The organism is Pseudomonas sp. MWU12-3103b (assembly GCF_023100615.1).
GTDB classification, from domain to species: domain Bacteria; phylum Pseudomonadota; class Gammaproteobacteria; order Pseudomonadales; family Pseudomonadaceae; genus Aquipseudomonas; species Aquipseudomonas putida_A.
Map to the genome: position 1 here is coordinate 205,847 of NZ_JALMEY010000009.1, position 15,650 is coordinate 221,496.

The 15,650-nt window shown below is 58.3% G+C and carries 16 protein-coding genes; 6 read left to right on the plus strand and 10 right to left on the minus strand.

The genetic code is table 11. The features are described from left to right. Nucleotides 1-110: 110 nt before the first annotated feature. Nucleotides 111-329, plus strand: coding sequence for a hypothetical protein (locus M0808_RS16000; protein WP_098964050.1), 219 nt, complete (start codon nt 111-113; stop codon nt 327-329). 310 nt (nt 330-639) lie between these two features. Here M0808_RS16000 and M0808_RS16005 read toward each other — a convergent pair whose 3' ends face one another. The 8 genes from M0808_RS16005 to M0808_RS16040 form a co-directional block, all read right to left on the minus strand. After that, entirely contained in the window at nt 640-1,887 is a 1,248-nt protein-coding gene (locus tag M0808_RS16005; protein WP_247841827.1) for an MFS transporter, read from the minus strand. Between the two features lie 63 nt (nt 1,888-1,950). Then, nucleotides 1,951-2,310: a hypothetical protein gene (locus tag M0808_RS16010; RefSeq protein WP_166495709.1), complete on the minus strand. Its 360-nt coding sequence runs from the start codon at nt 2,308-2,310 to the stop codon at nt 1,951-1,953. A gap of 734 nt (nt 2,311-3,044) precedes the next feature. Continuing rightward, nucleotides 3,045-4,391: a glutamine synthetase family protein gene (locus M0808_RS16015; RefSeq protein ID WP_247841828.1), complete on the minus strand. Its 1,347-nt coding sequence runs from the start codon at nt 4,389-4,391 to the stop codon at nt 3,045-3,047. A gap of 21 nt (nt 4,392-4,412) precedes the next feature. Further along, entirely contained in the window at nt 4,413-4,970 is a 558-nt protein-coding gene (locus tag M0808_RS16020; protein WP_247841829.1) for a cupin domain-containing protein, read from the minus strand. A gap of 13 nt (nt 4,971-4,983) precedes the next feature. Next, nucleotides 4,984-6,273 (minus strand): FAD-binding oxidoreductase, encoded by a 1,290-nt coding sequence (locus tag M0808_RS16025; protein WP_247841830.1) that lies wholly within the window; start codon nt 6,271-6,273, stop codon nt 4,984-4,986. Between the two features lie 93 nt (nt 6,274-6,366). Further along, complete coding sequence (locus M0808_RS16030) at nt 6,367-7,551, minus strand: DUF2252 family protein (protein WP_247841831.1); 1,185 nt, start codon at nt 7,549-7,551, stop codon at nt 6,367-6,369. A 62-nt stretch (nt 7,552-7,613) separates the two neighbouring features. Beyond that, entirely contained in the window at nt 7,614-8,942 is a 1,329-nt protein-coding gene (locus tag M0808_RS16035; protein ID WP_247841832.1) for an ATP-binding protein, read from the minus strand. Further along, entirely contained in the window at nt 8,939-9,682 is a 744-nt protein-coding gene (locus M0808_RS16040; protein ID WP_247841833.1) for a response regulator, read from the minus strand. Before M0808_RS16040 ends, M0808_RS16035 begins: the two co-directional genes overlap by 4 nt. Before the next feature lie 131 nt (nt 9,683-9,813). Here M0808_RS16040 and M0808_RS16045 point away from each other — a divergent pair, with 131 nt between their 5' ends. Beyond that, entirely contained in the window at nt 9,814-10,137 is a 324-nt protein-coding gene (locus M0808_RS16045) for a hypothetical protein (protein ID WP_247841834.1), read from the plus strand. A 35-nt stretch (nt 10,138-10,172) separates the two neighbouring features. Continuing rightward, the gene (locus M0808_RS16050) at nt 10,173-10,844 is read left to right on the plus strand and encodes a DUF3313 domain-containing protein (RefSeq protein ID WP_247841835.1); all 672 of its coding nucleotides are present in this window, start codon (nt 10,173-10,175) and stop codon (nt 10,842-10,844) included. An 85-nt stretch (nt 10,845-10,929) separates the two neighbouring features. On the opposite strand, the gene M0808_RS16055 is transcribed toward M0808_RS16050, so the two are convergent. Both M0808_RS16055 and M0808_RS16060 read right to left on the minus strand, forming a co-directional pair. Next, nucleotides 10,930-11,526, minus strand: a complete 597-nt coding sequence (locus tag M0808_RS16055) for an amino acid transporter (RefSeq protein ID WP_247841836.1) — start codon at nt 11,524-11,526, stop codon at nt 10,930-10,932. Nucleotides 11,527-11,541: 15 nt separating this feature from the next. Next, nucleotides 11,542-12,168, minus strand: a complete 627-nt coding sequence (locus M0808_RS16060) for a TetR/AcrR family transcriptional regulator (RefSeq protein WP_247841837.1) — start codon at nt 12,166-12,168, stop codon at nt 11,542-11,544. Nucleotides 12,169-12,327: 159 nt separating this feature from the next. Between M0808_RS16060 and M0808_RS16065 the strand changes: the two genes are divergently transcribed. The 3 genes from M0808_RS16065 (at nt 12,328) to M0808_RS16075 (ending at nt 15,375) form a co-directional block, all read left to right on the plus strand. Continuing rightward, nucleotides 12,328-13,710: an aspartate aminotransferase family protein gene (locus tag M0808_RS16065; protein WP_247841838.1), complete on the plus strand. Its 1,383-nt coding sequence runs from the start codon at nt 12,328-12,330 to the stop codon at nt 13,708-13,710. Between the two features lie 201 nt (nt 13,711-13,911). After that, on the plus strand, nt 13,912-15,204 hold the full coding sequence (locus M0808_RS16070) for an OprD family porin (protein ID WP_247841839.1): 1,293 nt from the start codon (nt 13,912-13,914) through the stop codon (nt 15,202-15,204). 6 nt (nt 15,205-15,210) lie between these two features. Next, nucleotides 15,211-15,375: a hypothetical protein gene (locus M0808_RS16075; RefSeq protein WP_247841862.1), complete on the plus strand. Its 165-nt coding sequence runs from the start codon at nt 15,211-15,213 to the stop codon at nt 15,373-15,375. Nucleotides 15,376-15,650 lie beyond the last annotated feature (275 nt).

The following is a 15,650-nucleotide window of genomic DNA, read 5'->3' on the forward strand; positions in this document are numbered from 1 at the left end:
AAAAACTCCAAAGCCAGCTCGGATGATTAAAAATCGCCCCCAAACACGCATTGCCGCATCTGTCCGGCGTCAGTAGGATTCGGTCATCGCTGACATAAATGGATGTGTATATGGAAAGCATGCCGAGACTGGAAATTGAGCGCGTTGCGTATCAAGAGTTTTTAACTCTTTGGGAACGCGGTGTATTCGATAATCAGCGCTTAGGCCAAGCGTTCTATAACCATTTTCGGCTTCATCGTCTGAGCGACCAAACGCGCCTGTTAGGTCTCTATGAAACTGACGGAGACAAGGCCATAACCGCGATCTCCCGCCTGTTCCAAATCAGATAACTTCGAACCCGCGTTTCGCGAGAGCAGGGTCAGCCTTGAAGACCGAGAGGAGATCTAGCGTTTTTACAGACTCTGGGCCAGAAGCGGACGTATTGGCATTTGTGTAGTATCTGCCTCTCTTCCAACCTATATGAGGTGCCCGACGTCTACTCGACACCCCCATCCCCTACAAGAGCTGTCCTAGACCTGCAATTCGCCCTTTACTCGATGGAGCGCCCATCACGGTAAGGTCATGTTTGTATGACGTACACGAGCAACCACAATCCCTTGATATTTTACAATAAACCCTTCCATTTACCTGAAGCCTATGTCATGTAGCCATAACTGCCGCGAGCTTCGGATGTTTATTTTGATAATACAGCTCCACCTCAGCATCATTCTCCAGGAATTGCCATACCTCTTTTGAACGCATGGAGTATAAAACGATAACTGCAAACACTCCCAGATACAGCCATACCAGACTCGCCGTGCCGAATTTAGACATGATAGCGCCAGTCATCACGAATGAAACCGAGCTTCCCAACTGACTAATAACCAACGTGGACGCCATCAATCTTACGCGTGCACCCGAAGGTATAGACACAACTCTTTTATCCATTCCGATCAAGGTAATACAAGCACTGGCCGCCCCCGCGAAAAATAGCCAAGGAATCAATAGCCAAACTTCATCGCTTTGCGTCGTCGCGCAAAGTGAAAAAGTCAGTAACGACCAACATCCAAGATACTTTTTGCGCTGATTTTGTCTTTTAGCAATAATTGGGCTCAAAATTAACAAGCCTGCAATAGCTCCACTCGCGAAGACAGCATTCAACAGACCTGCACTGCCTTCCGCAAGATTGCGAGTATGTATAAGTGTTGGAACCAGCATCGGCACGATCGCCGTGACGGTCAAACCAAGTAGCAGCCCAGAACAGGTCAAAAATTGTTCTGGCGGAAGAATGCATTTAAGTTTAAGCCCAAGAAATATGTCACTAATACGACGTGATGTTGATCTCGGCATTGTGGGGGCTTCACTTATCGGTAGAGCCATTGCTATTACTAAGGCTACCAGTCCCAGTATTGAAGAAAAAAGTAGCGAAATGTCCAATGAATACACCGCAATTACAATGCCCGCTAACAAAGGCCCCGCAACTCTACCCACGGTAACAACGATACGCCGAATGCGAAATGCAGCACTTGTTTGATGTTTATCAACAGTTTCAGCAGGATAGATGCCAAAAAGAGGCTGGACCACTCCAAATGCTGCTACGGCGATAACGTCGATGAGAATCAGGGCGTCAAGCGAATACCAGTTAGAAGCAAATAAGTACCGCAATGCACTGGCAAACAAGATCACAATACAACCTGCCTTAAGAGCAGTACTACGGCGCATCGACTCAACGCGTGGCGCAAAGCACAACATTGAAATTATCGCTGCGAATGCGAGTGCTGTTTCGTAGACAGCCAGTTCAAACAGGCTGCCCCGCTGTACAATAATCAGAGGCAGCGTTGTGTTCCAACATCCGAGGTAGATCCAGAGCAATAACTCCAGGTATAGATACGTTCGAAATGTACTCAATTCATAATTTCCTTCGTATGGGGGCCGCTATAGCTCCCTGCCATGGCGACCCCTTCACACGAATCAGCCTGCTACAAAATGATTGACTTTAAAGCTTTCTGCGCTCACACCGAACTTAGAAAAGAGGTGACCGTGCATTTTATTCTTGTATATATCTCGATTCTTTTCGAAATACTCTCGATCATACCATCTTACGCCGAAAAACATGGTCAACCCCCTTACCACAGTCGCAAGCTGCCAATCGTAGAAAACGGCCTCAACCGGTCGAGCTCCCAATCGCTCATCAGACTCCATTACCGCGACAATGCATAGATCCAATTCTTCCTTGCTTGAAAAAGCAACCTCACAGTTGGTTAGAGCAACTATTGGCTTATCCAGGTTTCGTTCATTGCCGATGACAACTTCGTATGTTTGAGATTCCATTCTTGCTAGCCTCTACGTATTTGATGGGTGATTAACACGCTTATTTTCAGAAGCTTCCAATCCGAGAAGCGGATTGGTCCAACATGGAAACTCTCGGGAGAGATCACTAGAGATATCGCAAGCAGAACAAATACGAAATCACAGTAGTCCGCGAGAGCTACCCTGTCAAATCTACAATTTTGGGGGAAGAGCGTGAGACGACAACTGCTCAATACGAAGTAGCAACCCTTAAACACGAACCGTAGCAGTGTGTTTCACATTCCAGTTGAGCGCCCTGATAATTAATGTTCAACCGAACTGCGCTGTCAAACTATTTTTTTATGCACCATTATGGCAAATAAACCACGACCAACGGAGCCTTTAATTGTGGAGATGTGGCTGCAACAGCATCAAAAAGGAGCGCATATGAATTATTTGGTGCACCTCCATAAAGCAAAAAAAGTGTGAAGAAATAATGGTTAGAGACTGACAACCATCCTTTGAATGACCCCTTCTGGCCGATAGCTGCCAGCCAAAGTCAACTATTTCCAACTCAGCGCAGACACCGCATGGGATGGCGTTGGATTTTCTCCAGACGTCATTCGAAGCCGCTCTTTCGCCATCGTCACGCCCGGTGTTCAAAATACCTGGTGGCTCCATCATCAGTTTGATGAGCGATGGAATTCACCGGTACTGAATTCCATCCGGTCATCGCGGCCGCTGCACCTGACTCAAGTGTGACGCTGAACCAGTGATCACAAATACCAGCGATACTCCCGCGCACTGATCTCCTGCATGAATGCCAGGTGATCCTGACGTTTGTTCTCGCAATACACGTCGACAAACTCGGCGCCCAGTCCCGCACGCAGTTGCGGCTGGTGTTGCAGAGCCCGCACGGCGTCAAGGATTTCCGTCGGGAAATCGATGCCGCTGTTGCGATCGTCGTTGAGGGGCGGGATCGGTTCCTTGCCTGATGCCAGACCATGTTCCAGGCCCACCAGAATCGCCGCCAGCACCAGATACGGGTTGGCATCGGCGCCGGCCAGTCGGTATTCGATGCGCAGGTTTTTCGTGTCCGATTCGGGGATGCGCAGGCAGGCGTCGCGATCTTCGTAACCCCAGCTCGCCTGGGTCGCGGTGTTCACCGTGCCGCTCAGGCGGCGCATGGCGTTCTGGTTCGGGGCGAAGATCGGCATGCTGTGCGGCAGCAGATCCAGGCAGCCGGCCACCGCATGACGCAGTGCTTGCTGGTGATTGGCCGCCAGCAGGTTGTTGCCGGCCGCGTCATACAGGCTGACATGCACGTGCATGCCGCTGCCCGGATGCTCCACGTAGGGTTTGGCCATGAAACTGGCGCGATAACCATGCTTGAGCGCGACTCCACGGGTACTGCGACAGAACAGCGCCGCCCAGTCCGCAGCGCGCAAACCGTCGTCCAGATGACCGAAATTGATTTCGAACTGCCCCGGCCCCAGCTCGGCGGTGATCACCGTGGCGTCGATGCCCTGCGCCCGCGTTGCTTCAACCATTTCGTCGAGCACCGGAGCGAAACGCGACAGGCGTTCGATGTGCATGTTTGGCTGATCATCGGCGTCGTCGGTCAGCTCGTCGCGAGGGAATTGCGGCAGGCCGTCGCGCAGTTTTTTGTCGAACAGATAGAACTCCAGTTCGAAGGCCACCACCGGGTGAATGCCTTTGCCCGCCAATCGATCCAGCACTTTCGCCAGCACTTCGCGGGGTTCGAATTCGATCGGTTTGGCCGTGCCATCGGAGGTAATCAGCATTTGCCCCAGCGGCTGCGCTTCCCAGGTTACAGGCTTGAGTGTGCCCGGCACCAAGCGGCGCACAGCGTCCGGGTCGCCGTCGTTGAAGCAGTAATCGCCAATCTTGAACAGACCGCCCTGCACGCCGAGCAGCACGCAGTTTTGCGGCAGTTTCAGCGCACTGCCCGCCGCGACTTTTTCGAGCATGTCCACCGGATAGCGCTTGCCGTAAAAATGCCCCGGAATGTCCAGGGAAATCAGGTCGACATAACGCACCTCGGGGTAGCGTTGGCGAAACGCGCGCACTTCGGCGAGCAGATCAGAGCAGACAGCGTCCATCTTGGATTTCCTTTGTTGTTGTCAGGTGTAGACCCAGAGCACGCGGGTGAGCTGCCCGGTGCGGTTGCCGTAGCGGCAATGGGTGTGACTGTCAAATTGAAAGCTGTCACCGGCCTTTAAGGTCACCGGCTCGTCGTCGTTGCCCAGCCACAACGTCAGTTCGCCTTCGAGCACGTAACCGCCCTGCTCCGAGCTGTCGCTCATGTGGCGGTCGCCGCTGCTCGCGCCGGGCTCCAGATGACTTTCGAGCATCGAGAACGAGGCACGCATCTGCGGCGACACCAGAATGTCGGTGATGCCGTTGGCGTAATACAGCGTGCGTCGTTCGTCCGGACGGGTGACCCACGGCACTTGTTTGGCTTTGGGCAGGCTGTAGAAATAGGTGGTCGGCACGCCGAGGGTTTCGCTGATCGCGGTGAGGTCGGCCACGGTCGGGCGCGACAAGCCGCGTTCGACTTGCGAGAGAAAACCCACCGAACGGCCGATCTTGTCGGCCAGATCCTTGAGGGTGTACTTCTTGTGCTTGCGCAGGTCGTGGATCAGGATCGCCAGCGCAGCGATTTCTTCTTGCTTGTTCATGGTCAAAATCTCATCAAATGCTGTCGCGCAGCCGATACCAGGCCTTGCCGATGGCTTCCAGCGGTGCGGCGAAGTGCTTGCCGCCGGGGAAACGGCCATTGCTCAGGCCCTGGTACAACGCCAATTCATCCTCTTTGCCGAGAATCGCGTCGGACACCGCACGGGCGGCGGCCAGCGTCGGCAACACGCCGTGCCCCGAATAACCCTGAAGCCAATAACGATTGCCCTCGCCGCCGACATCCGGCGTACGGTTCATGGTCAGATCGATATGCCCGCCCCAAGCGAATTCCACCTCTACACCTTTAAGCTGCGGAAACACGCGTTCGAGAAACGGCCGAGTCGCCGCCGCAATGTCCTTGGGCATGCCACCCAGATAGGTGCAGCCGCCGCCGAACAACAAGCGGTTGTCCGGTGTGCGGCGGAAGTAGTCGAGGACGAACTGGTTGTCGGTCACGCAGACGTTGCTCGGCAGCAACGCCGCGGCTTGCTCCGGGGTCAGTGGCGCGGTGGCGACCTGGTAGGTGCCGACCGGCAGGATGCGACGGGAGAGTTGCGGATCAAGTTCATCAAGATAGGCGTTGCAAGCCAATACCAGCACGTCGGCCTTCACCGAACCGCGCTCGGTATGGACGCGGAAACCGTTGCCCTCCTGCTGATAACTCAACGCTTTGCTTTGCTCATGAATACGCCCGCCGGCCCGCTCGATGGCGGCGGCCAGCCCCAGCGCGAGTTTCAGCGGATTGAGGTGTGCGCCTTCGGCGTCAAACAGCCCGGCCTGATAACGATCGCTGGCGACCCATTGCGGCAAGTCTTCACGAGGGATGAACTGCAGACCGTGATGGCCCCATTTGTGACTGGCTTCGTGTTGCCATTCAGTCAGCAGGCTGACCCGACGCGGCATCACCGACGTCCACAAATGGCCGGGGCGATAGTCGCAATCGAAACCATGCCGTCCGGGCAATTCACGCAGCTCCTGCGCGGCCCAACGCATGCCGTCCCACAGACGCCTGGCGCGCTCATGGCCGAGCGCAGCCTCCAGCGGCGGCATGTCGCACGACCAGCCCAAAATCGCCTGCCCGCCATTACGCCCGGACGCGGCCCACGCCACGCGACTGGCTTCCAGCACGGTGACGCGCTTGCCGGCCAAAGCCAGACGCAATGCGGTGTGCAGCCCACTGAAACCGGCACCGATGATCACCACGTCGGTGTCGTGCGCACCTTCCAGTGCCGGCCGTGTGCTGAGAATATCGGCGCAACTGTGAGCGTAATAACTGGCGACATGCTGCTGGGATTGCTGAAACATTCGGCGCCTCATGAAATTTATTTCTTATAATTTCATGAAAATCTACAGAACAAATTTCATATCGGCAACCGACAACTGTTTCACTCACACGGATCAGTGCTCCAGCGCATAACGCCGGCAATGCTCCAGATAACCTTTCTCATGTTTGCCAACCAACTGCACAACACTGGTCCACAGCCACGACGGTGCATCCAGCGTCTTCGTGCGGCACGCCTGCAGCTCACGCATCCATGAAGCCCGGGTGCTCATGTCCATCTGCCGGGCATGGGCCAGCCCCACGACGCGGGCCAGATAGCCGGCGGCGAGCGTCGCGTCGGTCTGGCTCAACTGATCCAGTTCCAGCTTCATGTCTTGAGGCAGCAGTTCGCGGATGAAGAAGCCATGGTCGAGCACCCGTGTGGCGATCATCCGATTGCCCAGGCCCGGCGAGAGAAAACGCGCACCTTCGACCACACGTTTGCCGTTGTCGCGCGGCATCGCGGCTCGCGCCACTCGTGGTGCGGCGGCAGCAACTGCCTCTTTGATATCCAGCAGGCAATATTCCTGATCGTCGCCCTCGCCCACCCCCAGCAACACCGCATAACGCTTGAGCCCCAGCGAACTGCAGCCTTTGACCCAATAGGCCGAGTCGAGCATTTTCACCCGATCGTCCTTGTTGCGGCCCTTCAATGAGGTCACCAGCGTGTGCAGGTCTGGCGTGGCGCAAAGGGTCTTCAGCGCGCTGCGCTCTTCCCGTGACAGCGACCAGAAATGCTTGCCCAGCGGAATGGTCGGCTTGGTGTTCTCGATGCGTTCCTGCGCCAGATGCTTCCACGTGCGCTGTACGGCGCTGCGCATCCCGGCCTTTACTTGTGCGGGTCTTGGCGGCTCTTTATCGACGTCGTCTTCAAAGGCCTGCTCGTAGCCGCGCATCATCTCTTCCAACATGCGCGCGGTGGCGACGCCGGGCAGGTCCGAGCCTCGGGCGGCAGTGGCCAGGGACAGCGCCAGGCGTACCAGATCATGCGCCGGATTGCCGATCACCGTTTGATCAAGGTCGCGGATGTGAATGTCGATGCGCCCTTTCAGGTCGCCGGTCGGTCCGAGATTGCCGGCGTGACAATCGCCGCAGATCCACACCGCCGGCCCCTTCGGTAAGTTGCGGCCCGGTTGGCTGTGCAGCCACTCATAAAACTGCACCGTACTGCCACGGACATAGGCGTGGGCGGAGCGGGCCATTTTCAGATTGCGCAGTTGTGACAGCGGTTCAAGACGTGCGGAGGGCCGTGGGGTTTTCATGGACGCTTCTTGCAGTGAATGTGTCCTGTTGACCGCCCGTCACGAGCAAATGTTTCAAAGTATTACAAAGGCAACTCAACCCGCGCCAGCAAGCCACCGCTGCTGCGATTGCTCAAACTCAGTTCGCCGCCCTGCTCGCGCACGATGGCCCGCGCCGCCGACAGCCCGAGCCCGACACCACCGGTATCCCGGTTGCGCGAGGTTTCCAGGCGGAAAAACGGGTCGAACACCCGCTGCAACGACGCTTCGGGAATCCCCGGCCCATTGTCGCTGACGTCGATGCACACGCTGTAGCCGTCGCTGCTCAGGGCAATGGCCGGTTGCTGCGCGTACTTTTCGGCGTTTTCCAGCAGATTGACGATCACCCGTTTGATCCCCAGCGGCCGGCCCTCGTAGACCAGATGCGCCGGGCCGTTGAAATCGATGGCAATGTTCTGGTCGCGGTAGTCGTCGATGATCGTCTGCAACAGTTCCGACAGGTCGAACGCGGTGCTTTGCTCCGGCTGAGTGTCTTCCCGAAAGAACGCCAGTGCCGCGTTGATCATCGACTGCATTTCTTCGATGTCGCGGATCAGTTTGCCCTGATGATCAAGGTCTTCCATGAACTCGCTGCGCAGGCGCATCCGGGTCAACGGTGCGCGCAAGTCGTGGGAAATCGACGCGAGCATGTGCGTGCGTTCGCTGATGTAGTGCTGAATCTGCGCCTGCATGGTGTTGAAGGCGATGATCGCCTGGCGGATTTCGTCCGGGCCTTCGACTTTGATTGGCGGTGCGCGCAGATCACCGCCAAAACGCCGGGCGGCGCTGGCAAAGCGTTGCAGTGGCTTGGCCAGTTGCTGCGTGGCCAGCCAGGCCACCAGCACGGTGGCAATCAGGCCCAGAGCGATGATGATCGCGATGCGTGTGCCGATGTCCAGGCCCCAGGAGCGCTCGGGCGAAGAGAACAGCAACCAGCTGGCATCCGGCAATTGAATCAACGCTGCATAGCGTGCCAGCGGACTGCCGCTCGGCCAGTCAGCGGGATTGAACACCCGAATGTCTCGCTCATCGCCCAACAACTGATGCAACCCCGACGTCTTGTTGGCGATGAGCTGCGTACCACCCGCTGGCAATCCGAGTTCGTCGCGTTGCGCACTCCAGGTCACCTCCTGCGTCGGGCCGGTTGCCGCGTGCGCCAGTTTCGGGCGTAAAGGCGCGGGTGCTGCCTCGATGACCTTGACGGTCGCGGCGATCTGCTCCAGCAACCCGGTGCGTTCAATCGGTGGCCGCGCCCAGGTCCCGGCCACCTCCACGAACAGGAAATTGAGTGCCAGCGACGCGAGCATGGCCGCGACGATGGTCAGGGCGATCCGCCGACTCAGCGGATCACGGCGCAGGAATCGACGGATCATGTGCGACTGACCTTGGCGGTGAACATATAACCGCCGTTGCGCACGGTGCGGATCAGGTCCGGGCGCTTACTGTCCGGCTCGATCTTGCGGCGCAAGCGGCTGACCTGCACGTCGATGCTGCGATCAAAGGCGTCGTGGCCCTGACCGCGAGACAGGTCGATCAATTGCTCGCGGGTGAGGATGCGCTGCGGGTGTTCGAGAAACACCACCAGCAGATCGAACTCGCCACCGGACAGCGGAATCATCACGTTTTCCGGGGAGCGCAGCTCGCGACAGGTGATGTCCAGATGCCAACCGGCGAAGGCGATCACCGGCCGTGACGGCTCGCTCGCGGGGCTGACCTGCTCACCGGCGCGGCGCTGCACGGCGCGCAGGCGAGCCAGCAATTCACGCGGGGCGAACGGTTTGGTGACGTAGTCGTCGGCGCCCAGTTCGAGGCCGACAATCCGGTCGCTCAATTCGCCCATGGCGGTCAGCATGATGATCGGAATGCCCATCTGCGCCCGCACTTTCTGGCACAGGCTCAGGCCACCTTCGCCGGGCAGCATCAGGTCGAGAATGATCGTGTCCGGGCGCTGCTGGGCAATTGCCGCCCACATCGCTGCGCCGTCGGCGGCGACATCGACCTCGTAGGCGTGCTGGACGAAGAACTTCTTCAGCAGGGCAAGAATTTCCACGTCATCGTCGACGATCAGCAGTCTGCTCACGGGCACAGGATCCTCAGGCCAAAAAGAACGCATCTAAAACTATTCTGGCCGGCGGGTCATATATTTCAATCGAGCAACATTCCGTCGTCCCGGACATCAAGCGGACATTCTGCGGCAAAACCCCTCAGGCACCCTGCACGCCATCGACAACCGGGGGGCTTTCAATGAGCGCATTGCACAACCGTTATACCGCCGAGGGCCACGACGCCCGCTATCCGTTGATTCTCAGCCAGCGCACCAGCGCGCCTGAGCAGGATACGCCGCTGTTATTTCAGGAGTTTTGCCTGGGCCTGTCAGATGATCAAAGCCGAATCGTCCTGCGCCGCTATTTCGAGCAGTACGGCCCCAGCGATTCGCAATGGGTGGAGTACGCGCATTCGATACCGACCGCCGACCTCATCCAGTGGATCATGAGCCACGGCCAACTGCACATCGAATGCTCGGACAACACCCCGCCGCTCTCCTCCCCAATCACTGCCCGCGCTTGAACGACGCGGGGCAAAAGCGCAAAACAAGGATTCGCATGATCAGAAGCCATTGCTTGATGTCGGTACTGTGTACGGCGTCCCTGAGCCTTTCGGCCTGCAGCAGCAAAACCGTCGAACCGCAGAAGTACACCGGATTTCTGCACGATTACAGCGTGCTCAGCGAGCGCCAGTCGCCATCTGGGCAGACGGTGATGGGTTGGGTCAGCCCGGCGCTGGCGCGGGGGCGTTACACCCAGGCCTATCTGGCGCCCAGCCAGTTCTACCCGAGCGCCGCGCCGACCGAGCGGATCCCGCTGAGCACGCTGTCCGGCGTCACCGACTACTACGACGCCGCGCTCAGGCTGGAACTGGGCAAGGTCATGCGCCTGATGCCGCAACCTGGCCCGAACACCCTGACCGTCAGACCGGCAATCACCCGCGTCGCCGCCAGCACCCAGGACCTGCGCTTTTATGAATGGCTCCCGGTGACCCTGGTTGCCGCCGGCGTGAGCACCGCCAGCGGCATCCGTGACCAGGACAGTGAAATCACCACCGAAGTCTCGTTCGAAGACGGCTCCACCGGCGAAGTGGTCGCCGAAGTCGTGCGCAAGGGCATCGGGCTACCGCTGGAAAACGACAAACAGGTGCTGACCGCCGATGACGTCAAAGGCGTGCTGGATGGTTGGGCCAGTGATCTGGGCAAGTCGTACGCGGCGATTCGCAGGTGACCCCACTCCTGTTTTATTGCGCAAAACGCCTGAAGGCCGCATCGATAAACCGGTCTGGTTTGCTGCCTGACCGGGGCTTGTTTCATCAGAGCCTGCGCAACCAGTCATGCTCGGGATGCAACAGCGTCAGATGCCGGGCCAGCCACTGCAGCTCTTCAGAAGACAGATGCGGCAGAGCTCTACTGAAGTCCCTGTGATCTTTTTCCCGAGTGTTTTTGGCTTTGAACAACAGCGTTGCTGCCGGACGCAAATAGGCAATGCCGGACGGGCTGCGGAAGACCATTTCACTGCGCGGAAAACAAATCGCCGGGGCTCTTTTATAAACCCAGGCGTCCGGGTTTCCGGGCTCGATCATCACGTCCACGCGCCAGGCAAGGGCAACCTTGTCATAACCCCAGATCTGGAAAACGTCGCTCGCGGGTAAGCTGTCCACCGGCAGGAATTCGAATGTACCGTCTTTGACGGAGTAGAAATCGAGATCCCCCAGCGCTTGCCGGAAACAGAAGAAATCATCGCGCAGGACGGTGAACTCCAGATCGCTGTGCGCACGGGTTTGTCGGCCCAGCCATAAATCCAGCGCCCATCCGCCAACCACGCACCACGGGCGCGAGATGTGTTTCAGCCGTTGCGCCAGTTCTTCCGGCGTCCACGGTTGCCATTCTTGCTGATCAGGAACGGTCATGCGCTCTGCTTCTCGTCACTTGGCTTTCGATTCCGCGCCGTTGCTCAAAATGCCGTGGCAGATCAAACCCAACACACTGCGCATATGCCGGGCATGCGCTTGCCGATTGGGTGCCGCCTCGGTCGCCAGCCGAATAAACGCCATATTCGCGTACTGGTTGAACAACGTCGCCGCCACGTCCAGATCTACCGTCGCCCGCACCTTGCCCTGCGCCTGAAAATGCCCGAGCAGCGTCTTGGTCTCTTCGATCACCGCCGCATTCCACGGACTCAACGCCTGAGCCAGTTCACCCGTGAGCAGAAACGGCGCCAATTCCCGCCACAACGAGGCCGGCATCGCTTGCAGTTGATAGTCGGTCATCAAGCCTTCGAACTCGCACAGCGCCTCCAGCGGATCGCTGTCGTCATCCAGATTGGCCCGCGCCTCGCGCATCGCCTGCTCGTCCGGCTGTTTGAGCAAGGCCAGCAGAATCTCCTGTTTGCCACCGAAATAATTGACCACCGTCGGCGCGGAAACCCCGGCCTGGACCGCGATCTGGTCCAGCGTGGTGGCCGCAAAACCGTTGGTCTTGAACAACTCCAGCGCTGCCTGCGCGATGACTTCCCTGCGCTGTTCCTTTTGCCGTTCTCTGAGCCCGCTCATGGTGCTGATGTCCTGTCTTGCTGATCGGCGTCAGCCTACGGATTTCTTTTTTAACCGACAAATATTTTCTTTACAAAAATATTTTTAAGTGACAAATATTAACCGTGCACCGCTGGAATGAACGCGCACCCACTTGCCCCGTTTCTCTGGAGAACCGCCATGTCCGCCGAATTCGATCCGACCCGCAGCACCCGCGATTATCAGGCCGCCGACGCCGCCCACCACATTCACGCGTTCGTCGACCAGAAAGCCCTCAACGAGGAAGGCCCGCGGGTGATGGTCAGCGGTGATCGCCTAACACTGTGGGACAACGACGGCAATCGCTACCTGGACGGCATGTCCGGCCTGTGGTGCACCAACCTCGGTTACGGGCGCAAGGACCTGGCCGCTGCCGCGACCGCGCAGCTGCAACAACTGCCCTACTACAACATGTTCTTCCACACCACTCACCCGCAGGTGATCGAGCTCTCCGAGCTGTTGTTCAGCCTGCTGCCCCAGCACTACAGCCACGCGATCTACACCAACTCCGGCTCGGAAGCCAACGAAGTGCTGATCCGCACCGTGCGCAAGTTCTGGCAGGTGATGGGCCAGCCTGAGAAGAAAATCATGATCGGCCGCTGGAACGGCTACCACGGCTCGACCCTGGCCGCGACGGCGCTGGGCGGCATGAAATTCATGCACGAAATGGGCGGCACCATCCCTGATGTCGCACACATCGACGAACCGTACTGGTTCGCCCACGAAGGCAACCTCAGCCCGGAAGAATTCGGCCTGCGCGCCGCACAGCACCTGGAAGACAAGATCCTCGAACTGGGCGCCGACAAGGTCGCCGCGTTCGTCGCCGAACCGTTTCAGGGTGCCGGCGGCATGATCATTCCGCCCGCCACCTATTGGCCGGAAATCCAGCGCATCTGCCGCAAATACGATGTGCTGCTGTGCGCCGACGAAGTCATCGGCGGTTTCGGCCGCACCGGCGAATGGTTCGCGCACCAGACCTTCGGTTTTGAACCGGACACCCTGTCGATCGCCAAAGGCCTGACCTCCGGCTACATCCCCATGGGTGGGTTGATCCTGTCGCGACGCATGGCCGAGGCGTTGGTGGAAAAAGGCGGCGTGTTCGCTCACGGCCTGACCTACTCCGGGCACCCGGTGGCGGCTGCGGTGGCGATTGCCAACCTCAAGGCGCTGCGCGATGAAGGCGTGGTCACTCAGGTGAAAAACGACACTGGTCCTTATCTGCAGAACTGCCTGCGTGAGGTGTTCGGCAACCATCCGCTGGTGGGTGAGGTTCAGGGCGTGGGGCTGGTGGCGGCATTGCAGTTCGCCGAAGACAAAGTCACCCGCAAGCGTTTCGCCAACGAGAACGACATCGCCTGGCGCTGCCGCACCATTGGTTTTGAGGAAGGCCTGATCATTCGTTCAACGCTGGGCCGGATGATCATGGCCCCCGCATTGATCGCCACGCGCGCAGAGCTGGATGAACTGGTCGACAAGACACGCATCGCCGTGGATCGCACGGCTCGCGAGTATGGCCGCCTGTAACCCATATCCCCTGTAGGAGTGAGCCTGCTCGCGATAGCGGCGTGTCATTCACATCGATCTAAACTGACCGACCGCTATCGCGAGCAGGCTCACTCCTACAAGGGAAATCAGGTATGCCTTGAACTCAGCACATCGGCTCAATCCAGCCCGGTTGATCCTGCCCATCATCAGCAGACCTTCCCTGATTGTCGGTCTCTCTCGATGGCTTCCTCAACATCACACTTTGCATTGTTGGCACTGCTTTGCGCAGCGAGCGACAGTGCGTTGGCCAATGACTTCTTCGACGACGCCAAAACCGAAGTGCTCAGCCGCAACTTCTTCCTGAGCAACGACTACCGCTCGCCCTCTCCCTCCGGCAAAAACTATAAACAGGAATGGGCCCAGGGTTTTATTGGCACGTTCACTTCCGGATACACGCCGGGGTACGTCGGATTCGGCATCGATGCCCATGCCTTTCTCGGCCTGAAACTCGATGGCGGCAAAGGACATTCCGGCACGGGTCTGTTGCCGGTCGACAGCAATGGTCGCAGCGAACCGAACTACTCCAGCGCGGGCGGCGCGTTCAAACTGAAAGCTTCGCGCACCACCCTCGCGTTCGGCGAGATGACCGTGGAAACGCCGGTGTTCGACACCTCGGACAAGCGCCTGCAACCGGAATACGCCACAGGTTTGCTAGTGAACAGTCGTGAAATCGACAACGTTAACTTCACAGCCGGCCACTTCACCGCATTCAAGAATCAGGACAGCTCTTCGAGCCACGGCGACTTTTCCGGTTACGGCGCCACTACCGAGGCTGGCGGAATCAGTTTTCTCGGCGCCGATCTGTTCGGCGACAGTCCGGTGGGTGGATCGCTTTACGCCTCGGATCTGACTGACACCTGGCACCAGTACTACGCCAATCTGCACTTCAAACAGTCCGGCCTGTTGCTCGATGCCAACCTCTACCACACCCGCGATACCGGTCGGGCGCTGGCCGGCGCCATCGACAACACCGCGTTCAGCCTGTCCGGCAAGTACAGTTTCGGCCCGCACGCGGTCATGCTCGGCTGGCAACGCATCAATGGCGACACGCCGTTCGATTTCGTGGGCGGTGACTCGATCTACCTCGCCAACTCGATCAAATACGCCGACTTCAACGGCGCCGGCGAACGCTCCTGGCAAGCACGCTACGACCTCGACCTTGGCGCTTTCGGCATCCCTGGCCTGACCTTCATGACCCGCTACGTCTCCGGCGACCACATCGACGGCACTCACGCGCCCAAGGGCGGCGCGTACAACCCGTTCGATGCCGAGACTGGCGACTATCAGCCGCAGCAAGGCGCTGGCGGCAAACATTGGGAACGGGATATCGATCTGAAATACATCGTGCAATCGGGCACGGCGAAGGACCTGTCGGTGCAGCTGTCGCATGTCTCGCACCGGGCCAACGAGGCGCAGGCCGGCGATGATATCGACCGAATTTATGTGGTGATTCAGTACCCGCTGGTTTTTTGATAGCTCGTGATTAAACCCAGCCTGAGGCCCGATGTCGCCCTACGAATCCATCGACTGGAAAAACTCCACGAAGCCGCCGACAACGAAGCCCTGCTGGGCATTCAGCAAGTCGTGATGCTCGGCGAACTGACCGTCAACCGCGCCCTCGACAACCTCGACCCACCCGCCTGAAACCCCGATCCCCTGTGGGAGCGAGCCTGCTCGCGAAAGCGGCCGATCAGCCGACTTTGAGTTAATGACACACCGGCCATCACCAGCAGGCTGGCTCCAACCAGGGGATCGAGTGACATTTTGAACATTGCGTGATTCGCGGACGGAAGCCGACCTGCGTTATTGGCTAGCCAAATGCCACTACATCACTTAGTCTGCGCGCCCCGCAAAAACGTTCGGCCAGGAGGGCTTTGATTGGCCTTCGCAACTGAACGTCATCAATAACGCAGATTCAG